Source organism: Streptomyces sp. NPDC001219 (assembly GCF_053597915.1).
On sequence record NZ_JBSFJF010000032.1, the window covers coordinates 1 to 26,897 of the forward strand.

The following is a 26,897-nucleotide window of genomic DNA, read 5'->3' on the forward strand; positions in this document are numbered from 1 at the left end:
AGTGACAAGGGTGTGGGGCTGGGGTTGTCGATCGTGCGGTCGGTGGTGCGGGCGCATGACGGGACGATCACGGCGCGTCCGCGGGAGGGCGGCGGACTGGTGATGCGGGTCGTCCTGCCGCTGTAGGTGCGGGGCCCGTCCGCTGCCGTGCGCCGGGTGCGTACGCCCTCCGCCCGGCTGCGTACGCACCGGGGGTATCCGGGCCGGCGGCGGCTCCCGTACCCCCGCCCCGTACCGCGTCCGTGGTAGCGGGCGCGCGCACCCTACTCCCCGGGGAGGCCACCGGGTTCCGCCCGGGGTACCGGCGCCCCGCGGCGCACCCTCCCTAGGATTCACGTATGGATCTCCGAGGTATCCGACCGCGCGGCCGGCGCCGGTACGCCGCCGCGGGCGCGCTGGCCGTCCTCATAGGAGGCGGCACCTGGGCGGCCGCCTCCTCGGACGCCGCGCCCGCCGTCCACCGCACGGACCGGCTGATGACCATGCCGGACCGGCCCGGCAGCACGGAGAAGGTACGGATCGACACCTCCTTCTTCACCGCCGGGGACTCCGCCGGGCGGCGGCCCGCGGTGCTGCTCGCCCACGGCTTCGGCGCCAGCAAGGCCAACCTGCGCCCCCAGGCCGAGCGGCTGGCCCGGGACGGCTACGCCGTGCTGACCTGGTCGGCGCGCGGCTTCGGGAAGTCCACCGGCAGGATCGGGCTGAACGACCCGGACGGTGAGGTCGCCGACGTCCGCCGGCTGGTCGACTGGCTGGCCGAGCGCCCCGAGGTGCGCCTCGACAAGGACGGCGACCCCCGGGTGGGGATGGCCGGCGGCTCCTACGGCGGGGCGATCTCGCTGCTGGCGGCCGGCCACGACCGGCGGATCGACGCGATCGCCCCGCAGATCACCTACTGGAACCTCGCCGACGCCCTCTTCCCGCACGGTGTGTTCAAGAAGCTGTGGGCCGGGATCTTCTTCACCACCGGCTCGGCGGGCGCCCCCACCGGCTCCGCGGGCGAAGCGCCCACCACGTCCGGGGGCTGCGGGCGCTTCGAGCCCGCGCTGTGCCGGATGTACGAGCGGGTCGCCGTCAAGGGCAGGCCGGACGACGCGGCCCACAAACTCCTGGCGGACCGCAGCCCGGCCGCCGTCGGTGACCGCATCAAGGTGCCGACCCTGATCATGCAGGGCCAGACCGACTCGCTGTTCCCCCTCGACCAGTCCGACGCGCTGTACAAGAAGCTCCGCGAGAACGGGGCGCCGGCCGGCATGGACTGGATCGCCGGCGGCCACGACGGCGGGGACCGGGAGACCGCCCGCCTGGAGGGACGCACCAAGGCCTGGTTCGACCGCTATCTCAAGGGCGACGAGCACGCCGGGACCGGGCCCGGATTCCGCATCAGCCGCAGCGGGGGAGTGGACTCCACCAACGGCGCGGTGCGGCTGGGCGGGGCGAGCGCCGACCGCTACCCCGGACTGGACCACGACCCCCGGCGGGTCCGGCTGGCCGGCCGCACCCAGACCTTCAGCAACCCGCCCGGCGCCGGACCGCCGGCGATCTCCGCGGTGCCCGGGGTCGGCGCGCTCGGCAACCTCTCCTCGCTCGGCGCCGGCGGGCTGTCCCTGGACTTCCCCGGCCAGTACGCCCGCTTCGAGTCGGCGCCGCTGCGCACCCCCGTCCATCTCACCGGCCGCCCCACCGCCACCGTCCACGTCCGGTCCGAGACCCGGGACGCGGTGTTCTTCGCCAAGGTCTACGACGTCGCCCCGGACGGCCGCCGCCAGGTGCTGCCGTCCCAGCTCGTCACCCCGTACCGGATCGAGGACGCCCGGCACGGCCGCACCGTGCGGCTCCGGATGCCCGCCGTCGACCATGAGTTCGCGGCCGGGCACCGGATGCGGCTGGTGCTCTCCGCCACCGACCTCGGCTACGCCTCACCGGCCGAACCCGCCTCCTTCACCGTCTCCCTGCCGGACGGTGCCCTCGACGTGCCCACCGCGCCCGCGGTGCGCGGCGCAGCCGCCCCGCTGCCCGCCTGGACCTGGGCGCTGCCCGCCGGGGCCGCGGTGGTCGCCGCGCTGCTGCTCACCGCCCGCCGCCGGACCGCGGCGCCCGCGCCCGACCCGGCGCTCGCCGAGGTCCCGCTGCAGATCAGCGACCTGAGCAAGCGGTACGCGAAGTCCACCGACCTTCCCCAAGCTCTCAACTTCGTTCGAGCAGGGGAGACCCCAACCGCCGTACGGGAGTTGTCCTTCCGCGTCGAGAAGGGGCAGGTGCTGGGGCTGCTGGGGCCCAACGGCGCCGGCAAGACCACCACCCTGCGGATGCTGATGGGGCTGATCACCCCCGACGAGGGCGAGATCAGGATCTTCGGGCAGGCCGTCCGGCCGGGCGCCCCGGTGCTGTCGCGGGTCGGCGCGTTCGTGGAGGGCCCCGGCTTCCTGCCGCATCTGTCCGGCCGCGCCAACCTCGACCTGTACTGGCAGGCCACCGGCCGGCCCGCCGCCGACGCGCACCTCGACGAGGCACTGGAGATCGCCGGACTCGGCGACGCCCTGCAACGCGCCGTGCGCACCTACTCCCAGGGCATGCGCCAGCGTCTCGCCCTGGCCCAGGCGATGCTCGGGCTGCCGGATCTGCTGATCCTCGACGAGCCGACGAACGGCCTCGACCCGCCGCAGATCCGGGAGATGCGGGACGTGATGATCCGCTACGCCGCCGCCGGACGTACCGTCATCGTCTCCAGCCATCTGCTGTCCGAGGTCGAACAGAGCTGTACCCACCTGGTCGTCATGGACCGCGGCCGGCTGGTGCGGTCCGGCCCGGTCGACGAGATCACCGGCTCCGGCGACACCCTGCTGATCGGGGTCGCCGAGGAGGTCGGCGACGCCGTGGTGGAGAAGGTGGCCGCGCTGCCGGGCGTCGCCTCGGCCGTACGCGCCGAGGGCGGTCTGCTCGTACGGCTCGACGGCCTCGGCACGCCCCGACTGCTCGCCGAACTCCTCCGGCTGGAGGTCCCGGTGGACCGCGTCGGCCCGCACCGCCGCCTGGAGGACGCCTTCCTCACCCTGATCGGAGGGGACCGATGACCGCGACCACCACGGGGCGGGCGCCGGGCTACCGCCCGCGCCGCACCCTCCCGCTGCGCGTCGAGGCCCGCCGCCAACTGCTGCGCCGCCGCACGCTGGTGATCGCCGCCGTGCTGACGCTGCTGCCGTTCGTGCTGGTGGCGGCGTTCGCGATCGGCGGCGACCCGGCCGGCCGGGGCCGGGTCACGCTGATGGACACCGCCACCGCGTCCGGCGGCAACTTCGCCGCCACCGCGCTGTTCGTCTCCGCGGGCTTTCTGCTGGTGGTGCCGGTGGCGCTGTTCTGCGGTGACACGGTCGCGTCCGAGGCGAGCTGGTCCTCGCTGCGCTATCTGCTCGCCGCGCCGGTGCCGCGGGCCCGGCTGCTGCTGAGCAAGCTCACCGTCGGGCTGGCGTTCAGCGCCGCCGCGATGCTGGTGCTGCCGCTGGTCGCGCTGGCCGTGGGCAGCGCCGCGTACGGCTGGGGACCGCTGCAACTGCCCGCCGGCGGCGCGCTGTCCGCGGGCGAGACGGTGCCGCGGCTGGCGGTCGTGGTCGGCTATGTCTTCGTCAGCCAGCTGGTCACCGCGGCCCTGGCGTTCTGGCTGTCGACGGTGACCGACGCGCCGCTGGGCGCGGTCGGCGGCGCCGTCGGGCTGACCATCGTCGGCAACGTCCTCGACCAGGTCACCGCCCTGGGCGCCTGGCGGAACGTGCTGCCGGCGCACTGGCAGTACTCCTGGGCGGACGCCCTGCAGCCCCGGCTGGAGTGGTCCGGGATGATCCAGGGGGCGTCGGTCTCGGTGGCGTACGCGCTGGTGCTGTGCGCGCTGGCGTTCCGGGGGTTCGCGCGCAAGGACGTGGTGTCGTGACGGCGGGGTGCCGGGCCGCGGCACCTGCCCCCGGGGCCGGTCCCGTCAGGCGGCCGGTCCCTGCAGGTGGGCGCTGACCCAGCGCATCGTGCCCTCGCCGAGGCCCCGCACATAGGTCGCCGCGCTGTGGGTGCCGCCCGGCACTATCTGGAGCCGGGTGTGCACCGGGCCGTGCCCGTAGCGCGCGAGGAACCTCCGTACCTTCGGCAGCACCGTGTGCTCCCGGGAGCCGTCCTGGAACGCCAGGTAGACGTCGGGGCCGCCGCGCGCCATCAGGCGGCGGGCCAGCACCTCCGGGTTGTTCTCCCGCTCCACGTCGGCATGCCCCTTCCACAGGGGTGAGTCGGGCACGATGTCCGGCCCGTTGGGTATCGCGACCTTGAACGTGTCCGGGTGCTGGAGGACGTTCCTCAGCGCCGCGAACCCGCCCGACGAGGAGCCCATGATCGCCCAGGCGTCGCGGGTCCTGAGGGTGCGGAAGTTCTGCCGTACGAGGTCGGGCACGTCCTGGCTGAGCCAGGTGCCGATCTTCGGCCGGCCGGGTATGTCGCTGCCGTCGTGGTACTGCCTGTCGTCGGGGTTGAGCACCGGCATGACGACGATGAACGGCAGGCTGCTGCCGTTCCCCGACCAGCGGGCGAGGTTCTCCTGCAGCTTGAGGTCGGGGCCGGTCCAGTAGTTGGCGGGTAGCCGTGGGAGCCGGGCAGCGCCTCCATCACCCGGAAGCCCATGTGCGCGTTCCGCTTCTCGTAGTACTCCGGCGGCGCCCAGACCCAGACCTTCCCGGTGAAGCCCGACTTGGGGCCGTGCAGGGTGGTCACCCCGATCGGGGTGTTCCGGCCGGCTCCGCCGACCCGGCTCTCCTCCTCGAAGCTGACGGGCTTCGAGGGCCACTGCACCAGCGAGCGCTCCCCCGGCGGGCCGGCCCCGAGCGCGGCGTCCGCCTGGGTGCTGCCGAAGCGTACGGGGGCGGAGGCCCGGGAGGCGCCGGTGCCGCAGCCGGCCGTGGTGACGAGGACGGTCAGGGCGAGCAGCGCGGTCACCGGGCGGAACAGGGCTCTGTGCACGGGTCTTTCTCCCTGCCGGGCAGCCGGGACCGGTCCCGGCTGTGGAGCAAGAGGAAGAGGGGCGTCCGCCGGTTTCCCCGTGACGGTGTCGGCTTCCTCGCACCGGCCGCCCGGAATCCCGGCATTCCCTTCGTGACCTGGGGTGTTCCCCGTGGAGCGGGAAGGCTGCTTTACCGGGATTTTCCCGGCGCACGGGCCGGGATGCGGGAACGCGGAGCCTGCCCGGGGCTTTCCGGAACCCCCGGCTCCGGCGCCGTATCCTCTCGCTATGACCTGGTCGCGTGCGCTCAAGGAGGCCGCCCGCTCGGGGCTGACCATCGAGCGGACCAAGCTCACCCCGCTGATCGCGATCCGCGGCTCGGCCGGCGTCGCCATCGTCATCGGGCTGTGCCTGTGGCTCGGTGACCCGGCCCTGGCGGTCTCCTCCGCCTTCGGCGCGTTCTCCTCCGGCATCGTCACCTTCCAGCGCAGCATGCGGCCGCGCCCGGTGCTCGCGCTCGCCGTCGCCGGCGCGCTGGCGGTCTCCACCTTCCTCGGCTACCTGGCCGCCGCCCATGTCGTCGCCTTCGTCCTGCTGCTGGCCGGCTGGACCTTCCTGGCGGGCATGGCCTGGGCGATCGGCCCGGTCTCCGGGCTGGCCGGCACCCAGACCGTGGCGATCATGCTCGTCACCGTCACCCTGCCGACGTCCGTCCTCGGCGCGGCCGAACACGCCGCGCTGATCTTCTTCGGCGGCCTCGTCCAGGCCACCCTCATCGTGGTCTTCCCGGTCCGCCCCTGGGGCGTCCAGCGCGATGCGCTCGCCGACGCGCTGGCCGCCGAGGCCGACTACGCCCGGCGGCTGCGGCAGGACCCGGTCGCCCCGTTCGACCCGGCGCCGCTGATGGACGCCCGGCTCGCCTCCGCGGTGACCCCGCGTCAGGCCCGGCGCCGCCCCGTCCAGCTGCACGGCCCCCGCGGCCTGGCCGAACGCGTCCGGCCGGTCCTCGCCTCCCTCGCCGACCCGGTCGTCGGCGCCCCGCTGGAGGGGCCCGAACGCGACCGGGCCCGCGACCTGCTGGGCGCCGCCGCCACCGTCCTGGACGCCGTCGCCCACGCCGTACGGCACGCCCGCCCGGTCCGGCTGCCCCCCGAGGCGATGGCCACCCTCGAAGTCCCCGCGACCGGCCCGATGCTCCACGGGGCCGCCCGCCGCTCCGCCTACCGCCTGATCTCCCTGCTCGCCGACGCCGTCGAACTCACCGACGAGCCGGTCGAGGCCACCCGCCCCACCACCGAGTCCGAACGCGGCCATCTGCTGCGCCCCAGCGTCCCCAGGCTGGTGCCGGGCGCGCTGCGGGCCCTGCACCGCGAGGCGCGCTGGACCTCGCACATCTTCCGGCACGCCCTCCGCGTCGCCGCGGTCGCCGCCGCCGGCTATCTGCTGGGCACCGCGCTGCCGTTCGGCCACGGCTACTGGGCGCCGCTGGCCTCCGTCATGGTGATGCGCCCCGACTTCGCGCAGACCTACTCCCGCGGCATCGCCCGTTTCATCGGCACCCTCGTCGGTGTCGGCATCGCGGGGGCGCTGATGGCCGTGGCGCATCCGGGCACGTACGTCAGCGCCGGGCTGGCCGTGGTCTGTGTCGCGCTGATGTACCTGCTGATGCGCACCGGCTTCTCGGTGACCTCGGCGTGTGTGGCCGCCTATGTCGTCTTCCTGCTCGGCATCGCCGGCGCCGGCTGGGAGCAGACCGTCCAGGAACGCGTCGTGCTGACCCTCCTCGGCGGGCTCCTCGCGATGCTGTCGTACGCGCTGTTCCCCGCCTGGGAGACCCCCAAGCTCCGCGACCGCCTCGCCGAGTGGCTGGCCGCCAACGGGGAGTACGCGCTGGCCGTCTTCGACCTCTACGCCACACCCGCCGAACGCCGCCCCCGGCAGGTCCGCGACGCCCTGCTGGACTCCCGCGCCGCCCGCGCCGCCTGGGAGGAGAGCGAGGCACGGGCCGAGAAGGAGCCGGTGCGCCACCGCGGGCTCTCCCTCACCTCGGCGAAGGCGGCCAGCACCGCGCTCGCCACGATGGGCCGGGTGACCATGATCCTGGAGGTCCACCTCCCCGAACGGGACGCCGCGTCCTCACCGGGCGCCACGGCCTTCGCCTTCGAACTGCGCGCCTCCCTGGAGGAGGCCACCCGGGCGGTCCGGGAACGGGGCGAACTGAACTGGAGCGAGCTGCGGGCCGTATGGGAGAGGTGGGACGCGGAGGACGAGAACCGCGGTGTCGCCCTGCGCGTCGCCGACCTGCTCCTCGACGCCCTCGACGACCTGGCCGGGGCACTGGCCGGGGAGCCGGACACGGACGGCGCGGCGGCGTCCGGCACGGAGGAGAATGGCAGCCGGTGAAGGAGGGGAGGCACGGAGGGGAACCATCAGGAGCCACCGGTAGTCTTAACGATTGCCCGCAATGAACACCATTGGTAGCCCATGGGGTTGTCTGAAGCGCAATGCCCCGGGATTCCACCCCGTCGCGAGAGAGCACACGAACCCCCCATGGCGTCCAGCACTTCGTCCGGTACGTATGACATAGGCATCGACCTCGGCACCGCCAACACCCTGGTGTACGCCCGCGGCAAGGGCGTGGTGCTGAACGAGCCGTCCGTCGTCGCGGTCAACGCCGCCGGTGAGGTGATCGCCGTGGGCCTGGACGCCAAGCGCACCATCGGCCGCACCCCCTCCGGGATCACCGCGATGCGTCCCCTGCGCGAAGGTGTCATCGCCGACTTCGACGCCGCCGAGCAGATGCTCCGCGCCCTGATGAAGAAGGCCCTGCCCAGCCGCCGTTTCTCCCGGCCGCGGCTCGTCATCTGCGTCCCCTCCGGCATCACGGGTGTCGAGCGGCGCGCGGTCATCGACTCCGCCCGGGGCGCCGGCGCCCGCGAGGTGCACCTCATCGAGGAGCCGATGGCCGCCGCGATCGGTGCCGGGCTCCCGGTGGACGAGCCGGTCGGCTGCATGGTGGTGGACATCGGCGGCGGCACGACCGAGGTCGCCGTCGTCTCCATGGGCGGGCTGGTCACCTCCCAGTCCGTACGGGTCGCCGGGGACGCCCTGGACGCCGCCGTCAGCGCCTACATCAAGAAGAAGCACTCCCTGGACATCGGCGAGCGCACCGCCGAGGACATCAAGATCGCGATCGGTTCGGCGGTCTGGACGCCGGTCGACGTCGACGAGGAAGGCGAGCCCGAGCGCCCGTCCTCCTACACGGTCCGCGGCCGTGACCACGTCAACGGCCTGCCCCGCGTCCAGGAGATCACCGAGGAGGAGATCCGCGAGGCGCTGGCCGAGCCGGTCGACGCGATCGTCCGCGCCGTCCACCGCACCCTCGACGACTGCCCCCCGGAGCTCTCCGGCGACATCGTCGAGCACGGGATCGCCCTCACCGGCGGCGGCGCCCTGCTGCGCGGCCTGGACCGCAGGCTGCGCCAGGAGATGGGCGTCCCGGTCCGGGTCGCCGACGAGCCCCTGGACTGTGTGGTCAACGGCACCGCCAAGTGCGTCGACGAGTTCGCGTCCCTGCACGGCCTGTTGACGGGCGCGAAGGAACAACCGAGGCGCACGGTGCGGTTGTAGGGAGAGGCCGAGGGCGCGCGTGCCGCGTCCGGCCGGTTTGCCGTCCCGGCAAAAATCCTCGCGCGCGGTCGGGTGCCGCCATGATCGTGGGGGAGCGGTCGCGGGGACCGCGGGCCGCGCCGGACCGGGCCCGCCCGCGGCCGCCGCCCGCAGGCACCGCCACCACCGGCGGCGCCGCACTCCCCGAGGAGGATGCATGCCGCAGTCCGCCAAGACGCCGTCCACGCCGCCCACTTCCCCCGCCGCCCCGGTACCGCGGCCGCCGGCCGGCCCGCTGCCGGAGGCGGCCCACCGCACGGTCGAGGTCCCCGGCGGCCGCATCCACCTCGTGGAGCAGGGCAGCGGCCCCCTCGTCCTGATGGTCCACGGCTTCCCCGAGTCCTGGTACTCCTGGCGCCACCAGCTCCCGGCGCTCGCCGCCGCGGGCTACCGGGCGGTCGCCATCGACGTACGGGGCTACGGGCGTTCCTCGAAGCCCCGCGACGTGGCGGCCTACCGGATGCTCGCCCATGTCGCCGACAACGTCGCGGTGGTGCGCGCCCTCGGCGAGGAGACCGCGACCATCGTGGGCCACGACTGGGGCTCGCCCATCGCCGCCAACTCGGCGCTGCTGCGGCCCGACGTCTTCACCGCCGTGGCGCTGCTGAGCGTGCCGTACGCGCCCCGCGGCGGCGTCCGGCCCACCGAGGGCTTCGCGCGGCTCGGCGGCGGGGGCGAGTTCTACATCAACTACTTCCAGGAGCCGGGCCGGGCGGAGGCGGAGATCGAGCCCGGTGTCCGCGACTGGATCGCCGGGTTCTACGCCGTGGCCGCGGGCGACGCCAAGCGGGACGCCGCGCCCTCCGGGGCGGGCCGGGACCACGTCGGCAGCTTCTCGGTCGCCCCCGGCGGAAAGCTCTCCGACCGCTTCCCCGAGAAGCTCCCCCTGCCGCTGCCCTGGCTCACCGAGGCCGATCTCGACTTCTACGCGGGCGAGTTCGAGCGCACCGGCCTGACCGGCGGCCTCAACCGCTACCGCAACGTCGACCGGGACTGGGAGGACCTCGCCGCCTGGGACGGGGCCCCGATCAGGCAGCCGTCGCTCTTCATCGGCGGGGAGCACGACGCCCCCACCAACTGGATGGCCGACGCCATCAAGGCCTTCCCGCACACCCTCCCCGGCCTGTCCGCGTCCCACATCCTCGACGGCTGCGGCCACTGGGTCCAGCAGGAACGCCCCGAGGAGGTCAACCACCTGCTGCTCGACTGGCTGCAGACGCTGCCGGGGGCGGGGGCGGGGGCGGGTTCCTAGGGGGCGTTCCGCGCCCGGCTCATATAGGCCGCCAGCCCGTCCAGGATGCGCTCCAGGCCGAACTCCCCGGCCCGGTCCTGGGAGGCGGGGTCGGCGTCGGTGGCCGCGACGGCCGCGGCGACCGCGGGAAAGCGGTCGGCGCGGCCGGCCAGCAGTTCGTTCAGCGCCGCGCTCATGACCTGCTCGGGCTCCTTCGCCCGGGCGCTGCCCAGCCCCATCGAGGCCGAGGTCTGGGCGATGGCCCGGATGTGGCCGCTCACCACGACCACGGCGTCGAGCTGCTCGGCGCCGGTCAGGCCGGTGTCCGTGAGCGCGGCGAGGGCGCGTTCGGTCCAGCCGAGTTCCATCGGGCCCATGACCCGGGGGCCGACGGCCGCGCCCAGCAGCCAGGGGTGCCGGTGGTAGACGGCCGCCAGCGCGTGCGCCCAGTCCCGTAGCGCGATCCGCCACGGCGCGTCGTCGCCCCGGCCGGCGGTGTCCGGCGCCGGTGCGCTCGGCGGTTCCCCCATCGCCCGGTCGATCATCAGCGCGACCAGCTCGCTCTTCCCCGGGACGTAGCGGTACAAGGACATCTTGGTGAAGTCCAGCTCGGCCGCGATCCGTTGCATGGAGACCGCCCCGAGGCCGCCGGTGTCGGCGAGGCCGATGGCGGTGGACGTGATCCGCTCCAGGCTCAGCGCCGGCTTGGGACCCCGGCTGGGCCGCTCGCGCCCGCCCCACAGCAGCTCGACACTGCCCGCCTGATCCCCGAACACACTGCGCTTCTCGTCGTCTTCCGCCATCCCCGCATCCTAGAACTGTGTCCGGGGTACACAGAACAGTGTCCATCGGATACAGTTTCTGGTGTCAGTACGACCGATCGACGGGGGAGCGTGCGATGAGGTACGGAACGACAGCGGGGCGTCCGGGCGCGGACCGGCCGGGCCGGGGTCAGGGGGAGCGAACGGCCGGGTCCCGGACGGAAGTCCTGATCTCCGGCGCGAGCGTGGCCGGCCCGGCCCTGGCCTACTGGCTCGGCCGCTACGGCTACCGGACGACCGTGGTCGAGGTGGCCCCCACCCTGCGCGGCGGCGGCTTCGCGGTCGACTTCCGCGGCGCGGCACACCGGACGGTCCTGGAGCGCATGGGCCTCCTGGACGCCGTCAGGCGGCAGGTCACCGGTCCCGGCGCTCCGCTGAGCTTCATCGACGGGCAGGGCCGTGAACTCGCCACGCTGCCGCCCGAGTTCGCCGCCGGGGACATCGAGATACTCCGTTCCGAGCTGTCCCGCCTCCTGCACGCGCACAGCCTGACCCCGCCCGGCACCGGCCCCTGTCCGGGCGTCGCCCCCGAGTACGTCTTCGGCGACTCCCTCACCTCCCTCACCGAGACCGCCGACGGCGTCCACGCCACCTTCGAGCGGGGCGCCCCGCGCACCGTCGGCCTCGTGATCGGCGCCGACGGACTGCACTCCACCGTGCGCCGGCTCGCCTTCGGCCCCGAGGAGCGGTTCGTCAGCCACCTCGGCTACCACTTCGCCGCGTGGGACCTGCCCGCGGAGGCCGGTGACCTCGGCGCCCGCCCGGTCGGCTACGGCGAACCGGGGCGGCTGGCGACGGTCGGCCGTCTGCCCCGCCGGGCCGCCGAGCCGGGCTACGCCGGCGAAGCCTTCTGCGTCTTCGCCTCGGAGGAGCAACTCCCCTACGACCGGCGGGACACCGGGGCCCGGAAGGAGGCAATAGCCCGCGCCTACGAAGGAGCCGGCTGGCGGATACCGGAACTCATCGGCACCCTGCGGAGGGCCGGGAACCTCTACGTCGACTCCCTCAGCCGCGCCGATGTGCCGCAGTGGTCCACGGGCCGCGTCGCGCTCCTCGGCGACGCCGCGTACGGCGCCACGCTCGGCGGGATGGGCACCGGCGCGGCGCTCGTCGGCGCCTATGTCCTCGCCGGTGAACTCGCCCTGGCCGGCGCCGACCACCGCACCGCCTTCGCCCGCTACGAAGCGAAGATGCGCCCCTACACCACCCCCTGCCAGGAAGGCGGCCGCGGTGCCGGTGAGTTCTTCGCCCCCGCCACCCAGGAGGCGATCGACGCCCGTAACACCGCCCTGAACACCCCTTCCGCCGTCACCGCCATGCTGGAGCGGGGCCATGACCTCTCCGCGGCGATCACGCTGGAGGACTATCCGGCCTCGGTCGCGGCGACCGCGAAAGCCCACGCGGAGCGGTCCTCCGAACCCACGGCGTGGTGAAGCCCCGCCAGTGTGCGCTGGGCCGATCGGGTGCACCGGTGTCAACGCGATTGCCCGGCGTCAACTCTTCTGGGTTACTGGTGAGGCCTGGTCGGTGGCCGTCCATCCCCCTCGGGCTTCGGTAGTCGGCCCGCCCACCAGTCCTCTTCGCTGCAGGGCTGTGAAGGACGGCCAGGAGCGTGACGGCCCCCGCACCGCCCAGGTGTGAGTCCGGCCGCTGAGCGCCCGTCCGCGTCGTCCTCCTGTGCGGCCGGCTGCTGCCAAGAGCTCGGATTCCGGCTTGTGTGCCATGCCAGTTCACGAGCGGGCCGAGCGACGCGCTCACACAGCAGGAGGACATTCATGTCTACACCCACACTCCCGCCGGTGCTGCCGGGCTTCCCGCTCGCGATCGGCCCGTTGCTGCTCGGGGTGGTACCGGCCACCGGGCCGACCGCGGGCGGCAACACCGTGCAGCTGGTCGGTCTCGGCCTCGGCGGCGCCACCAGCGTCCTCTTCGGAGGGACGTCGGCGACCATCGTCGGACAGGACCCGCTGGGCCTGACCGTCACGGTCCTGGCCCCGGCGCACGCCGCGGGCACCGTGCAGGTCACCGTCACCAACGCCGCCGGTACGAGCAACCCGGCGTCGTACGTCTACGTGGCGCCGGGCGTCCCGGTGGCCGCGGCCATCACGCCCAACTCGGGTCCGGCAGCGGGCGGTACGCCGTTCGCGATCATCGGCTCGAACCTCCAGGGTGCCTCCGTCACCATCGGCGGCAACGCGGCGACCGTCCTGGGCACCGACCCCACCGGGTCGGTCCTGTTCGGTGTCACGCCGGCCGGGGCCCCCGGCGGAGGCAATGTGCCGGTGGTGGTGACCACTCCGGGCGGCACCGCGACCGTCCCGGGCGGCTACACCTACCTGCCGCTGCCTCCGACGGTCACCGGCACGGTGACGCCGGCCTCCGGCGCCGCGGGTGCCGCCTTCACCATCGTCGGGACCAACCTCTTCGGGGCGACCGTGCTCTTCGGAGCCACTCCCGCCACCGGGGTGACGGTGGATGTGACCGGCACCTCCCTCAGCGGCACGGTGCCGCCCGGCACCGCGGGGACGACGGTCCAGGTGACCGTCCAGACCGCGGCCGGCAGCGTCAACGCGGGGACGTTCACCTACGTGGCGTGACGGCCCGCACCCCCGGATGACGGCCCGGCTCCCCGCACCTGAGGTCCACCGCCCGCGCCGGCGCGGGCCGGACCCGGCCGGGCGGCCCGGCACCGTCACTCCGTAGGGGGGCGCAGGAAAACGGTTCGGCCCCCGCCCGTACGTCGGGCGGGGGCCGAACTCGCCGATGGCTTCCCCTGGCTCTCCGCGGGGCGGCGGTGCCCGTCAGGGGGCAGATACCGCCGGGTGTCCTGCGGAGGCCGCCCGGCGGCGCCGCACAGCAGCGGCAGCGGCAGCCCGGCGTCCGCCATCCATGTCAGGCCCGTGTGGCGCAGGTCCTGGCGCCGGAGGTACTCATGACCGAGCTCGTCCACCACGTCGTCCCAGTGGGTCGCGTCCCGCAGCGCCGCGGCGGTGAACCGGCTCCGGCGGGGGCCGGTGAACAGCCGGGCCGGGGGCGTGTGCCGGGCCGTCTCCAGCCGCCCGGCGGCCAGCTCCCGCGCGGCGGGCCGCAGCGGCACCACCCGGTGGTGTCTGCCTCTGCACGGGCGGTCGTGCAGCCCCTCCGGCTCGGACACCGTGAAGTGCTGGACCTGCCAGGTCCAGGTGCTCAGGTCGATGTCCTGGGCCTGCAGGGCGGACACCTCGCTGAAGCGGGTACCGGTCCAGGCGGCGAACCGGACGATGTCGCCCCACCCCTCGTAGCCGTCGGACGACCGCTGGACGAGGGCGGCCGCCAGCCGCTCCAGTGCCTCCGGGTCAGGCAGTGCCAGCGACCGCGGAGTGGTGCGCTCCGCCTGGGCGCGCTGGTACTCCTGCTGCCAGCCGGCCACCCGCGCCGGATTGGCGTCCAGCACCCCGTCCCGGACGGCCTGTTCCAGGACCCGGACGAGGACGGCCAGGCTGTTCTTCACCGTCGACAGCCCGCACTCGTCGGCGATCCAGCAGTGCAGCGCGCGGTTGACGACACGGCGGGTGACCTGGTGCACGAGGACGTGCCCGATGCTGGGGACGACCCGCAGCCGCCAACCGGCCTGGTAGGGCGACATGGTCAGGGTCTCCAGGCCGTGCATCGCGGCCGCCCACCGCCGTTCCCCATAGGCGGCGAGTGACATCGTGCGGGTGTCGGTGCCGGGCGGAATCCGGCATCCGGCGTTATCGTTCATCATCGAATCACCCTTGTCTGCTGGGAGTTATTCGTCCGACGGATCTGGTGGCGCGATGCGCTCATGAGCGGGAAACCGAAGCCGGGAAATCGTGACCACATCGTGCCGGTGGACGGTGTGAAGAGCCGCCGGGACCGGCGGCGGGCAGGAGTCCGCGCCGCTTGCCGCGGAAGAGGAACGGCAGTTGGCCGGGGCCGGGAAAGGCCGGGCTCCACCGCACACGGTCCGCGCCGGCGGTCTCCCGTGGATCACTCACCGGTACGGGAGGATTGTGGACGCACCTCCAACTCGCTCAAGGCCAACGGAAGATGCGGAGACGGCATGGGCTTTGCCGAGGTCGAAGTGACTTCCATTGTCACTGTCAGCGGCGGCCGGCGGCGGTCGGCTATTGCCAGCGCGTCGGTTCCCGCTGTGTTCCACACACACAAATGACAAGCGGCGAGCTTGCTGCTGCGCGCGGTTCTGCATCGCGATCAAGCCGGCACAGTGAGCAATCCAACGCTGCATCAGTCATGAGTGGAATAAAGGCATCTCCTCAGGCCATTGCGCAAGTTGGTACGGGATTCCGCTTTTCGCGCTGCTCCGAACGGGTGGCCTTATCGGTTGACTGTTGTAGCCCGCCGAGCCGCATGGATAACTAGTCGCATCCAACCGGTGGGCCGCCCATCCTCTCCGGGGAGCGGCACCTGGCCTACCCGTTGGCCCGGCCCAGCGCCTGGTTGCGGTCAGACCGAGATGCCGTATGGGCGTCCCCGGTAGAGGGTTTTGGATCCGTCAGCCGGTGCCGGCACCTCGGCACCGGCTGATCGGCCCCCACATTCGGATCAGGGGGCGTCATGCGAACCATTCCCACCATTCGCCGGCTCAACGGCGCAGAGGCCTTGATCCCGGCCCGCACCGCGGGCGCACCACAACCCCACCGGTACGCCGGTGACCTGCGTCTCCCGATGCCGGAGGCGAACGCCGCGCTCCCCGCCGCGGCCGGCCCGGCACCCGCGTCCGGCGCCACCCCCTCGGCGCCGGCCCCGCACCGCACCCACCCGCTCCACACCCCGCCGGCGGGCAGCGGCTCAGCTGCCGTACGCCGGCGCACCACCACCGCGGATTCCCCGGCCGGACGGGTCCCCCTCCCCGTCCTCGGGGAATCCGCCCGGCATGTCCGCACCGCCGCGGCGGCCCGGGTCGACCGAGTCCCCGGCGCCGACGAACGGCCCGTACCGGCGTTCACCGCCGCGTGCGGTGAACGGCTCCCCTTCCCTTGCACGGGCGGCGGCAGCGCCGTGACCGAGGATATGGAGTTCTTCATCTCCGCCTCGCCGAAAGGGAATTGGGTGCCGTGCGGAACGGGCCGCTCCGTCCGGACCGGAAGTGTGCCGGTGACCGCCGCCCGCGTCACCGGCACCCGTCCCGCCGCGCCCGCCGCGGCGGAATTCAGTAACAAGGCCTGAGCGGGCCATAACCCGCAGCCTGCCCCGGGCGCCGCCGGGACCGCGAAAGGTCACCGTGCACACCGCGCCCGTACCGCCGACGACGGCCTCCCAGTCGCCGTCGCCGCGCCATCAGTCAAGACCGGTCCGGCAGTTGTCACTTCGCCGTAACCGGTCCCGCAGTGATCTGCACCCGGGTCCCCCCACCTCACCTCTGAAGCCTGCCCCCCACACAACCCACTGCGACAGAAACACCGGAGAACAGTATGGCGAAAAGAAGAATGGTGATCCTCGTCGACGGGCCTGAGGGAAATGCCCTGCCGCAGCACATGCGTGACGACGCGGGCGATCCGATAAGGCTCCTGCGGGGCAACGGGTACGAACGTTTCGAATTCTACGGCGAATACGCGGATCTGGGCGGTCAGCAGATCCCGGTCTATCGCTGGTGTTACCGCACGCGAATCGCCGAGTAGGCGTTGTGCGCCCCGCAGAAGAAAGCGAAGTGCAGAGGAGAACGAACATGTTGAACCGCCTGAGGGACGGAGTTCTGTCATGAACCAACGGAATGGAAACTCCGGGGAGCGCAACACGAACCGGGACGTGATGGTGACCGGTGTCGGATTCTGTCTGCCCGGCCAGAGCGAGCCGGTGTTCACCGCCGACGACATGTGGTCGGTGATCTCCAACGGCCGGTCCTGCCTCAAGCGCGACGAGGTCTACTACGGCTCGGTCGGGCTCACCCAGGAGATGTTCGACGAACGGCTCCCGGATGTGCCGCCGTTCTTCTCCCGCCACTACACCTCGGCGCACCGTTTCGGCCTGGTGTCCATGGCGGAGGCCACCACCGACGCCGGGCTGTCCTTCCACGGCGGCGCGTTGAGCGAGGCCGCGATCCTGGTCGGGCGCGGCGGCGTCGACGCCAACATCGACAGCTACCTCTCGGTGCTCGGCGCCGACCCCGGCAAGACCAGCGCACCGGACGCCATGGAGCTGTTCGTCGCGGCCGAACAGGCCGTGACACCCTCCGACGTCGCCCTGGTCCAGGCGGCCCTGACCCAGTCCAACGGCCCCTGCTTCACGGTCTCGTGCGGCTGCGCCTCGTCCGCCGTGCAGGTCGGCAACGCCCGGCGGATGATCGCCCAGGGCGAGGTCGAGGTCGCGGTGGTGACCGGCGTCGACGTCTTCAACGTCCACCTCATCCAGAACATCCAGCGGCTGCTGAGCGGCGCCCAGCAGACCTACGACGACCTCCGCACCACCGGCATGCCGGAGCTGCTGCCGTCCTTCAGCTCCCTGATGCGCCCCTACGACCGGCGGGCGGACTGCATCAACCACGGCGAGGGCGCCGCCACCGTGATCATGGAGAGCCGTGAGCACGCCGCCCGGCGCGGTGCGCACACCTACGGCCAGGTGCTGGCCACCGCCATGACCCGCGACGGCCTGGCCAACCCCCTCGCGTCCGACGAGACCGGTGCCGAGCTGGTCACCGCCGTCCGCCGCTGCCTCGGCGACCGGTGGCGGATCGAGGACGTGCCGTACGTCCACGGCGGCAGCGACGGCAACATCGTCGTCACCGCCTTCGAGGCGGCCGCCATCCGGGAGCTGTACGGGCCTGAAAGCGATGTGCTGGTCACGTCCCAGGAGGGCTGCTTCGGCCACAACGGGGCACCGGCCGGCTGCCTGGGCGTCGCCATGACGCTGATGATGATGGAGCGGGGGCAGGTCTGCCCCACCGCCAACTGCGAGCAGCCGGCCGAGGGGCTCCCCTTCGACCCCGTCCCCGGCGTGCGGCCCCGCCCGCTCGACTTCGACTACGCGCTGAGCTTCAACTACCAGGTCGGCGGTGTGAAGAACGCCATCCTCCTCGGCAGTCCGGAAGCCGTGTGACCACGGGCAGATCACCTCCCACATACGGAGCCCCGATGAGCAACGACAAGCACGGCTCGCCAGCCGAGACACAACCCACCCCCGGGACACACTCCACCGCGGAGACACATCCCACCCCCGGGACCGAGCCCGTCGCCGTGATCGGCATGGGCTGCCGGCTCCCCGGTGACACCGATTCGCCCGCCGCCCTGTGGCGGCTGCTGGCCGACGGGCGCGACGCGGTCGGCGAGATGCCCGCGGAGCGCCGGCGCCTGGTTCCCGAGGACTCCCCCGGTCCGGGGAGCCGGGCACCGACGCCCCGTCAGGGCGGCTATCTACGCGAGGTGACCGGCTTCGACGCCGAGTTCTTCGGCGTCGCGGGCGGGGAGGCCGACGTCCTGGACCCCCAGCACCGCCTGCTGCTGGAGGTCACCTGGGAGGCCCTGGAACACGCCGGCCTCCCCCCGGACCGGATGAACGGCACCCGCACCGGCGTCTTCGCCGGCATCAGCTACAGCGACTACATGGACCAACTGGCCGGCCGGCCCCAGGAGCTGGAGGGGTCGATCCTCACCAACGGGCACTGTGTGGCGGCCGGCCGGATCTCCTACCTGCTCGGTCTGCACGGACCGTGTGTGGCGCTGGACACCGCCTGCTCCTCCTCCCTGGTGGCGGTGCACATGGCCCGCCGGGCCCTGGACGCCGGTGAGTGCGAGGTCGCGCTCGCCGGCGGCGTCACCCTGAGCTTCCAGCCGCGCATCACCCGGTCCTTCGCCCGCATGGGCATGCTGTCGGCCGGCGGCCGCTGCCGGACCTTCGACGCCGACGCCGACGGGTTCGTGCGCGGCGAGGGCTGCGGCGTGGTCGTGCTCAAGCGCCTCGCCGACGCGCTGCGGGACGGTGACCGGGTACTGGCCGTGCTGCGCGGCTCGGCCACGAACCAGGACGGCTCGTCCGAAGGCCTCGCCGCACCGTCGGTGACCGCCCAGCGGGCCCTCTACCTGGACGCCCTCGCCCAGGCCGGGGTCGACCCGCGCGACGTGGGCATGGTCGAGACCCACGGCACCGGCACCCCCGTGGGCGACCCCATCGAGTTCGCCAGCCTCGCCGAGGTCTACGGCTACGGTCCGGGCCGCTGCGCCCTGACGTCGGTGAAGACCAACGTGGGGCACCTGGAACCGGCCGCCGGGGTCACCGGGCTGATCAAGAGCGTGCTGTGCCTCCAGCGCGGCATCATCCCGGCCAACCTGCACTTCCGGCGCTGGAACCCGGCCATCACCCCCGGGGGCACCCGCTTCTTCGTCCCCACCGAACTGACCGCGTGGCCGCTGCGCACGGCCACCCGGCTGGCCGCGGTCTCCTCCTTCGGCTTCTCCGGGACCAACGCCCATGTCGTGCTCGAACAGGCCCCGGAACCGCGGCCCGCACGGAGCCGGGACACCGGCCGGCCGGCGCCGTCGTCCTCCGACGTCTTCCTGGTGTCGGCCGGCTCCCCGGACGTCCTGCCGGCCGCGGCCACCCGGCTCGCGGACTGGATGGAGGGCGACGGCGCCACCGTGCCGCTCCGCGACATCGCGCACACCCTGGCGCTGCGGCGCTGCGGCGGCCGCGGACGGATGGGCGTGGTGACCGCCGCACGTCAGGAACTCATCGGCTCGCTGCGGGCGTTCGCGTCCGGGGAGCGGCACCCGGCGGTGGTGACCGGCGCCGTGGGCGCCGCGGTCGAACGGCAGCCGGTGTGGGTGTTCTCGGGCCAGGGCTCCCAGTGGCCCGGCATGGGACGCGGGCTGCTGAAGGCCGAACCGGCCTTCCTCGACGCCCTGACCGAACTCGACGAGCTGATCAGGGCGCAGAGCGACGTGTCCGTGCTCGATGTGGTGCGGCAGGGGAAGACCGTCCAGGGCTGCGGCACGGTGCAGCCGGTGCTGTTCGCCCTCCAGGTCGCCCTCGCCGCCACCTGGCGCTCGTACGGCGTCGAACCCGCCGCGGTGATCGGCCACTCCATGGGCGAGGTCGCGGCGGCGGTGGTGGCCGGGGCGCTGACCCTGGCCGACGGTGTCCGGGTGATCTGCCGGCGCTCCGGACTGCTGAGCGACATCGCCGGCAGCGGCAGCATGCTCAGCGTCGGCCTGGACGCCGACACGGTGCGCGGGGAACTCGCCGACAGCGCGGGCACGGTGTCCGTCGCCGTCCTCTCGGCGCCCGACTCCACCGTCGTCGCCGGGCGGACCACGGAGGTCAGCCGACTGGCCGCCGCCTGGGAGGCCCGGAAGATCCCGGTGTTCCCGATCGCGGTGGACGTCGCCTCGCACTGCCCGCTGGTGGACCCGGTGCTGCCGGCGCTCCGCTCGGCGCTGGCCGGACTCGCGCCCCGGCAGCCCAAGGTGCCGTTCTACTCGACGGTCGTCGACCCGGGGGAGACCCCGTCCTTCGACGCCGACTACTGGTGCGACAACCTGCGCCGCCCGGTGCGGTTCGCCGAGGCGGTGGCCGCCGCGGCGGCCGACCGGCACGTGGTCTACGTCGAGGTCGCACCGCACCCCGTCGTCACCCACTCCGTGGCCAGCAGCCTGGCCGGTCTCGTCACCGACCCCGTCGTCCTGCCCACCCTGCGCCGCGACGAGGACGACCAGTCCACGCTGCGCACCCAGCTCGCCGCGCTGCACTGCGCCGGGGTGCCGGTGAACTGGCGGCACCTCTACGCCGAGGGCGCGCTGGTGGACGTGCCCACCGTCACCTTCGACCGGCGCCACCACTGGGCCGACGCCCCGCGGCCGGCGGCCCCGGCCGTGGCGCCCCGGGCCCAACTGCCCGGCCACCACACGGAGTTCCCCGGCGAGCCGGTGCGGCACTGCTGGCGCGCCGACGCCGGCACCGGCGCGCTGCCCTGGATGGCCGACCACCGGGTGCACGGCAACGCCGTCTTCCCCGGTGCGGCGCACTGCGGGCTGGCCCTCTCGGTGGCCTGCGAGGTCTTCGGCGCGGCACCGCACGAGGTGGAGGTCACCGACGTCCAGTTCAAGCAGCTGCTGCGGCTGGAGCAGGACACCGAGGTCTCCACCGTCGTCACCCTGACCGCGCCGGACCGGGCCCAGTGCCAGATCCTCGCCCGGAACGAGGACGGCGAGTGGGAGCCGCAGGCGGAGGCGGTGCTGCACCGGCTGAGCGTGCGGCCCGAGCTGCGGCCCAGATCCGTCGAGGAGATGAGCCTGCGCCATCCGCTGTCCGTCGATCCGGCCGACCTCTACGCCGGTCTGCGCCGGCGCGGCCTGGAGCACGGCCCGGCCTTCACCGGTGTCCGCCGGCTGAACGCCGGCCGCCACAACGACAGCTTCTGGGCCGAGGTCGGGGTGCCGCGCGAGGCGACCAGCCCGCCCCCCGGGCTGCCGGTGCACCCCGTCCTCCTCGACGTGTGCGCCCAGCTCGCGGTGGCGCCGCTGATCAACGAGGAGGACCAGGCGCTGGTGCTGCCGGTGGGCATGCAGGCGCTGCGCCTCATCGGTGACCCGGCGAGCGCCGTGTACTGCCACGCCCACGTCAGCGAGATCACCGCGGAAGCCATCGTGGCGAACGTGCGCCTCCTGGACGACAGCGGCGCCGTGGTGCTCGTCGTCAACGGTCTGCGCTTCGCACGGCGCGCGGCCGCCCGCGGCACCCCGGCGGTCGACGACTGGCTGCTGGAGATCGGCTGGCGCGCCACCCCCCGGGCGGCGCCCGACGGCGGCCACGCCCCGGGCAGCTGGATGGTCGTGGGCGAGGCGGACGGCTCGGCGCAGGCGCTGGCCGCCGCGCTGCGCACCCGCTGCGCCCGCACCGCCGTCTGGGACCGGCCGCTCGACGACGGCACCCTCGCCGCCTTCCGCGACGCCCTCACCGGGCGGCTGACCGCCGCCCTCGAAACCCCGCGCGGGGTGGTGCTGGTGTGCGGGCCCGAGGACGGCGGGGAGCCCACCGAGCAGTCCCTGCGGCGCACCCGCCGGCTGCTCGGCACCCTCCAGGCGCTCACCGCCACCTCGGACGCGCCCCGGCTGTACGTCGTCACCCGCGGGGCCCGCGCCCTGACGCCGGGCGACCCGGTCGACCTCGGCCAGAGCGCCCTGCGCGGACTGCTGCGGGTCGCCGCCCTGGAACACCCCGAGATCCGGCCGGTGCTGGTGGACGCCGACCCGCACGACGCCGATCCCGAGGAGGTCTCCCTGGAACTGCTGGCCGACGCGGACGACGACGAGGTCGTGCTGCGCCCCGGCGGCCGGTACGTGGCCCGCCTGGAGCACGCCGCACCCAGCGGCGGGCAGGACGAGGCGGCCACCTCGTGCACGGTCCGGTACGGCACGGACGGGTTCCGGCTGCGCGCCGGCCGCCTGGGCGATCTGTCGAGCCTGGAGTACGCCGTCACCGAACGGCGCGCGCCCCGGCCCGGCGAAGTCGAGGTGCGGGTCACCGCCGCCGGCCTGAACTTCCGCGACGTGCTCACGGCCATGGGCCTGCTCCCCGGCGAGACCGACGTCCGCTACCGCATCGGCTTCGAGTGCGCCGGAGTGGTCAGCGCGGTCGGCGACGGGGTGGAGCGCCTGCAGGCCGGCGACGAGGTGATCGCGGTCGATCTGCGGGGCGGCGCGTTCGGGTCGTTCCTGACCGTGCCCGCCGACGCGGTGGCGCCCGTCCCGTTCGGCATCGAACCGGCGGTCGCCGCCGGACTGCCGATCGCCTTCCTGACCGCCTGGTACGCGCTGCGCTCGGTCGCCCGGCTCGGCGCCGGGGAGCGGGTGCTGATCCACTCCGCCACCGGCGGCACCGGTCTGGCGGCGATCGCGGTGGCCCGCATGCTGGGTGCCGAGGTGCTGGCCACGGCCGGCAGCGAGGACAAGCGCCGCTATCTGCGGGGCATGGGCATCCGCCACGTCATGGACTCCCGCACCCTGGAGTTCGGCGAACGCACCCGCGAGGCGACCCACGGCGAAGGCGTGGACGTGGTCCTCAACTCGCTGTCCGGGGCGGCCATCCGGACGGGCCTGGAGACCCTGCGCCCGTTCGGCCGCTTCGTGGAGCTGGGGGTCCGCGACATCCTGGCGGACGCCCCGCTGGGCATGCTGCCGCTGCGGCACAACGTCACCCTGAGCACGGTCGACCTGATCGAGCTGCGGCGCAACCGCCCGGACACCTTCGCCACGGTGTGGCAGGAGGTCCTCGCCGCGTTCGAGGACGGCCGGCTCAAGCCCCTGCACTGCACGGAGTACCCGCTGTCGGAGGCCACCACGGCCTTTCGCACCATGGCCGGCGCCGGCCATATCGGCAAGCTGGTGCTGACGGTGCCCGACAGCGGGGAGGCCCCGGCGGTCCTGCCCGACATGGACATGCCGGTACAGGAGGGCGGGGCCTACATCGTCACCGGCGGGCTGCGCGGTCTGGGCCTGGCCACGGCGAAGTGGCTCGCCGGCCACGGCGCCGGCCATCTGGTGCTCAACGGCCGCTCCGCACCGGACCCCGAGGCCGCGCAGACACTCGCCACGGTGATCGGCAAGACCACCAAGGTGTCCGTGGTCCTCGGGGACATCGCCGATCCGGACGTCGCGGAGCGGCTGGTGTCCACCGCGGTGGCCGACGGGTTCCGGCTGCACGGCGTGGTGCACTGCGCCATGGTGCTGGACGACGCGGTGATCGCCAACGTCGCCGACGACCAGCTGGAACGGGTCTGGATGCCGAAGGTCGACGGCGCCTGGCAGCTCCACCGGGCCACCGCGGAGCACCCGTTGGACTGGTTCGCGGTGTTCTCCTCGATGGCCTCGCTGCTGGGCAACCCCGGCCAGGGCTCCTACGCCGCGGCGAACTCCTGGCTCGACGGGTTCGCGGCCTGGCGCTCCGGGCAGGGCATGCCGACGCTGGCCGTCAACTGGGGCCCGTGGGGCGAGATCGGGGTCGCCACGGACTTCAGCAGCCGCGGCTACCGCACCATCCCCACGGACCAGGGGCTGGCGGCGTTCCGGACGCTGCTGGCACACCGGCGGGTGCAGACCGGGGTGCTCCCCGGCCCGCCGGACACCTGGCTGCCGCCCGCGGGCCGTCATCTGCCCTTCTTCAGCGGGCTGTCCGGCGACGCACCCCCGGCGGAGCAGGCCCCGGCAGCCGACGGCGCCGAGGACATGCGGGCCCGGCTCGCCGCCCTGCCGCCCGGCCTGGCCCGCAGGGCGGCGCTGGAGGAGCATCTGGCGGGCCACGTCCGTGACGTCCTGCGGATGGGCAAGAGCTCGCTCGACCCGCAGACCCCGCTGAAGTCCCTGGGGTTCGACTCCCTGCTGGCCATGGAGCTCCGGGCCCGCATCGACCGTTCCTTCGGCCTCAGCCTGCCGCGGAACTTCGTCTGGGAGCATCCGACGCTGGTCGCCCTCGCCGCCGGTGTCGCCGAGCAGCTGGGCCTGGAACTGACGGCACCGTAACCCCCCGGTCAACGGGGGCACACCACGCCCGGCGGGCAGCAAAGCCCGCCGGGCGTCCGTCTGTTCACGGCGCGGCAGAAGCGGTAGCATTTCTTCCGCATTCCCGCCGCATTCCTTTCCGGCGCAGCCGCCGGCCATTTTCGTCAATGGCATTGGCGCATAATGCGCAACGGTTTTTTTATGGTCATAGTATTTCGCGTCGGTGAAATCCCCGGCCGCTCCCACTGCTGCACCGTACGCCTTCCCGGGCGTCCTGAGGCGCTGCTTGAATAGAGACGGGAAGAGGGCGGAAGCGGTCCGGTGCAGACCGGAGGCGCGGCGAACTCCCCAGGCCGCCACGACGGATCGAGCGATGGCGCGGCGTGCTTCATGTGGCGATACCGGCATCGGCGTCCATGAGGCAGGTACGAAAGGGGTAGTCATGTTACCCACCACAATGCATTCGGCCGAAGTCACCATAACCGCCCGGCATATCGCCGGCTGGCCCCAGGAAAGAAACTCTCTGGTTCCCGCTGACTGCTGGGGTTCCGCGCAACGCGTGGTGCTGCGGCTGCCGGCGCTGAAACGTGCCGTACCCGTCTGCCGGAGCCTGGCGCGCTCCTGGCTCGACGGACAGCACATAGACGACGAGGACACACGCTTTCTGGTGCTGTTGATCCTGTCGGAACTGTTCACCAACGCTCTTCAGTATTCCGCCGGAACCCGTATCACCTGCCGGATGGGGAGAGCGGATAACCATCTGCACCTCGAGGTGCACGACCGCGGGGGGACGCCGTCGGTGCCCCGGATGCGCCGTCCGGGCCCGGCGCAGGAGCACGGCCGCGGCCTGGAGCTGGTCGCCAAGTCCTCCGCGCAATGGGGCCGCAGGATCGAGGCGGACAGCGGCTGCACCGTGTGGGCGTCGGTGCCGCTGGCGGCCGGCGTCCCGCACGGCGTGGCGCCGTAACGCGGCTCTCCGGGGCCGGTCCCGGCGGCCGGCCGCACGGAACGGAACCCGGCGACGCGGGGTCCGCGGCAGGCACGCGGGCCCCGCACGACGGAACACCCCAAGCGGCGGACCGGAGCGCCACCGGCGACCGGTACCCCTCCGCCGCTGCACCCCTCGCGGGTGACTCCCCGCCGCCGACGGTCCGGTGGGCTCCGGCTCCGCACCCCCTCCCCGCGGGACGGTACGGGCCCGCCGGCCGTCGGTGCCCCCGCACCCCGCCCGCCGGCCCGTCCGGCGCGGGACGGGCGTCACGAGGGCACCCGCACACCGCTCTCCTGCACCAGGGCGTCGAACTCGCGCACCGGCGCCGTGTCGCCGAACGGCCGTACCTCGTCCCTGAAGTGCTGGAGATACCGCTCGCCGAGCGCCGACCTCATCCTGCCGAGCAGCGCCACCGCCTGGGCGGCGGCCCGGCACGCCTCCTCGACGTCACCGGCCTGTGCCAGGACGGTGGCCAGCAGCAGCAGATCGATGGCCCGGCGCCGCACCCGGGTCCGCGGATGCCGGGCGAGCGCCTCCTCGGCCCGCCGGGCGGCCGGCCGGGGCTGTTTCAGGTCCCGGTAGCAGTGCGCCAGTTCGTCGGCCAGATAGGCGCGGTCGAAGTGGGCGATCCAGTCGGGGCCGTCCCCCGGGACCACGTGCGCCATCGCCTCGGAGGCCTTGTCCGCCAGCATCTTGCACATCCGGGCGTCCCCGAGCATGGCGTAGCCGCGGGCCTCGGTCGCGTAGAACATGGCCTGCGCGGCCAGCGGGGCCAGCCCCCGGGTGCCCTCCTGCGCGGCACGGGCGAGCTGCACCGCCTCCCGGGAGCAGCCGGCGCCGACGGCGAGATGACTCAGTCCGGCCGCCAGCACATAGCCGCCGTAGCACCGGTCGTCCGCGGCCTGCGCGAGCCGCAGCGCCTGGATGTAGTACCGCTGCGCCAGGCCCGGCTGCCCGATGTCCAGGGCGGTGTACCCGGCGAGTTCCGTCAACCGGGCGGCCGCGGCGAACAGCTGGCGCCCGGTGGCCTCCCCGTAACTCCCGTCCATCAGACCGGACAGCACACTGCTGAGGCAGGAGACGATGACCGGCCGGACGTATCCGCTGCCGACCCGGTGGTCGAGTTCGGCCAGCGCCTGGGTGGTCGTCCGGACCAGCTCCACGTCGGTCGCCCCCACGCGGGGCCCCACCCGCCAGGTGCGTGCCACCTGCGGGTCCGGGGAACTGATCAGCCAGTCCCTGCTGGGCTCGACCAGAGCGGAGGCGGTCATGGCGGAACGTGACAAAAGCCCCCTGGACTCGGCGTCCATGTGCCATAGTTCACTGACCTGTTCCAGTGCGCCCTCCACCGTGGCCGCGAAGTGGAGGCCGACCCCGCAGGTCACGCTGTTGCCGTTGGCCATGCCGATCTCCTCCGTCGAGACCGTGCGGCCGAGTTTGCCGCTCAGTGCCTCGGCGATGATGGCCGGCACCCGGCCGCGCGGCCGCTGACCGCTCAGCCACCGGCTCACGGAGGTCTTGTCGTACCGCAGATCCAGCCCCTGCGCCTCGCCCAGGACGTTCACCTGGCGGGCGAGGGCGGAGTTGGACAGTGAGGCTTCCTGGATCAGCGACCGCAGCCGCTGGTTGGTCTGACGCGCGACGAGTGGTCGGGCGGCCATGGTGCGCCTCCAAGCACATGCCGCCAACGATTCACGTTGGCATATCCAGAGACAACGGGACAGGACAGTCAATACCCAACAAGCGGGACTGAATCGCCATGACC

Annotated in this window: 16 protein-coding genes and 1 pseudogene; 13 read left to right on the top strand and 4 right to left on the bottom strand. The window is 73.4% G+C overall.

The features are described from left to right. The 3 genes from ACWC9R_RS21025 to ACWC9R_RS21035 form a co-directional block, all read left to right on the top strand. The coding region (locus ACWC9R_RS21025) for an ATP-binding protein (protein WP_450733623.1) at positions 1 to 126 on the top strand (126 nt) is incomplete at its 5' end. 212 nt (positions 127 to 338) lie between these two features. Next, entirely contained in the window at positions 339 to 3,074 is a 2,736-nt protein-coding gene (locus tag ACWC9R_RS21030; protein WP_450733551.1) for an alpha/beta fold hydrolase, read from the top strand. Next, positions 3,071 to 3,925 (top strand): ABC transporter permease, encoded by an 855-nt coding sequence (locus ACWC9R_RS21035; protein ID WP_450733553.1) that lies wholly within the window; start codon positions 3,071 to 3,073, stop codon positions 3,923 to 3,925. Before ACWC9R_RS21030 ends, ACWC9R_RS21035 begins: the two co-directional genes overlap by 4 nt. A gap of 45 nt (positions 3,926 to 3,970) precedes the next feature. On the opposite strand, the pseudogene ACWC9R_RS21040 reads toward ACWC9R_RS21035, so the two are convergent. After that, positions 3,971 to 4,992, bottom strand: a pseudogene (locus ACWC9R_RS21040) (alpha/beta hydrolase). A 268-nt stretch (positions 4,993 to 5,260) separates the two neighbouring features. Here ACWC9R_RS21040 and ACWC9R_RS21045 point away from each other — a divergent pair. From ACWC9R_RS21045 to ACWC9R_RS21055, 3 genes are all read left to right on the top strand, one after another. After that, positions 5,261 to 7,375 (top strand): FUSC family protein, encoded by a 2,115-nt coding sequence (locus tag ACWC9R_RS21045; protein ID WP_450733554.1) that lies wholly within the window; start codon positions 5,261 to 5,263, stop codon positions 7,373 to 7,375. A gap of 147 nt (positions 7,376 to 7,522) precedes the next feature. Continuing rightward, positions 7,523 to 8,602, top strand: coding sequence for a rod shape-determining protein MreB (gene mreB, locus ACWC9R_RS21050; protein ID WP_450733556.1), 1,080 nt, complete (start codon positions 7,523 to 7,525; stop codon positions 8,600 to 8,602). Positions 8,603 to 8,798: 196 nt separating this feature from the next. Continuing rightward, positions 8,799 to 9,893, top strand: coding sequence for an alpha/beta fold hydrolase (locus ACWC9R_RS21055; RefSeq protein WP_450733558.1), 1,095 nt, complete (start codon positions 8,799 to 8,801; stop codon positions 9,891 to 9,893). Here the strand turns inward: ACWC9R_RS21055 and ACWC9R_RS21060 are convergent. After that, positions 9,890 to 10,675, bottom strand: coding sequence for a TetR/AcrR family transcriptional regulator (locus ACWC9R_RS21060; RefSeq protein ID WP_450733560.1), 786 nt, complete (start codon positions 10,673 to 10,675; stop codon positions 9,890 to 9,892). The two genes, ACWC9R_RS21055 and ACWC9R_RS21060, sit on opposite strands and share 4 nt — an antisense overlap. A 95-nt stretch (positions 10,676 to 10,770) precedes the next feature. Between ACWC9R_RS21060 and ACWC9R_RS21065 the strand changes: the two genes are divergently transcribed. Together ACWC9R_RS21065 and ACWC9R_RS21070 are read left to right on the top strand one after the other, a co-directional pair. Continuing rightward, on the top strand, positions 10,771 to 12,126 hold the full coding sequence (locus tag ACWC9R_RS21065; RefSeq protein ID WP_450733561.1) for an FAD-dependent oxidoreductase: 1,356 nt from the start codon (positions 10,771 to 10,773) through the stop codon (positions 12,124 to 12,126). Between the two features lie 342 nt (positions 12,127 to 12,468). After that, the gene (locus ACWC9R_RS21070) at positions 12,469 to 13,290 is read left to right on the top strand and encodes an IPT/TIG domain-containing protein (protein ID WP_450733563.1); all 822 of its coding nucleotides are present in this window, start codon (positions 12,469 to 12,471) and stop codon (positions 13,288 to 13,290) included. 95 nt (positions 13,291 to 13,385) lie between these two features. Here the strand turns inward: ACWC9R_RS21070 and ACWC9R_RS21075 are convergent, their stop codons facing one another. Continuing rightward, positions 13,386 to 14,438, bottom strand: a complete 1,053-nt coding sequence (locus ACWC9R_RS21075) for a tyrosine-type recombinase/integrase (RefSeq protein WP_450733564.1) — start codon at positions 14,436 to 14,438, stop codon at positions 13,386 to 13,388. 833 nt (positions 14,439 to 15,271) lie between these two features. On the opposite strand from ACWC9R_RS21075, the gene ACWC9R_RS21080 reads away from it, so the two are divergent. The 5 genes from ACWC9R_RS21080 (at position 15,272) to ACWC9R_RS21100 (ending at position 25,108) form a co-directional block, all read left to right on the top strand. After that, a complete protein-coding gene (locus tag ACWC9R_RS21080; protein ID WP_450733566.1) occupies positions 15,272 to 15,883 on the top strand; it encodes a hypothetical protein in 612 nt (203 codons plus the stop codon). A gap of 245 nt (positions 15,884 to 16,128) precedes the next feature. Beyond that, on the top strand, positions 16,129 to 16,335 hold the full coding sequence (locus ACWC9R_RS21085; protein WP_393363092.1) for a DUF5988 family protein: 207 nt from the start codon (positions 16,129 to 16,131) through the stop codon (positions 16,333 to 16,335). Between the two features lie 79 nt (positions 16,336 to 16,414). Then, complete coding sequence (locus tag ACWC9R_RS21090; protein WP_450733568.1) at positions 16,415 to 17,749, top strand: beta-ketoacyl synthase N-terminal-like domain-containing protein; 1,335 nt, start codon at positions 16,415 to 16,417, stop codon at positions 17,747 to 17,749. 35 nt (positions 17,750 to 17,784) lie between these two features. Continuing rightward, positions 17,785 to 24,162 carry an SDR family NAD(P)-dependent oxidoreductase gene (locus ACWC9R_RS21095; protein WP_450733570.1) on the top strand — a complete coding sequence of 2,126 codons (6,378 nt, stop codon included), beginning with the start codon at positions 17,785 to 17,787 and terminating at the stop codon, positions 24,160 to 24,162. Positions 24,163 to 24,583: 421 nt separating this feature from the next. Then, positions 24,584 to 25,108 (top strand): ATP-binding protein, encoded by a 525-nt coding sequence (locus tag ACWC9R_RS21100; RefSeq protein ID WP_450733571.1) that lies wholly within the window; start codon positions 24,584 to 24,586, stop codon positions 25,106 to 25,108. Positions 25,109 to 25,398: 290 nt separating this feature from the next. Here the strand turns inward: ACWC9R_RS21100 and ACWC9R_RS21105 are convergent, their stop codons facing one another. Continuing rightward, the gene (locus tag ACWC9R_RS21105; protein ID WP_450733572.1) at positions 25,399 to 26,793 is read right to left on the bottom strand and encodes a transcriptional regulator; all 1,395 of its coding nucleotides are present in this window, start codon (positions 26,791 to 26,793) and stop codon (positions 25,399 to 25,401) included. Positions 26,794 to 26,897 lie beyond the last annotated feature (104 nt).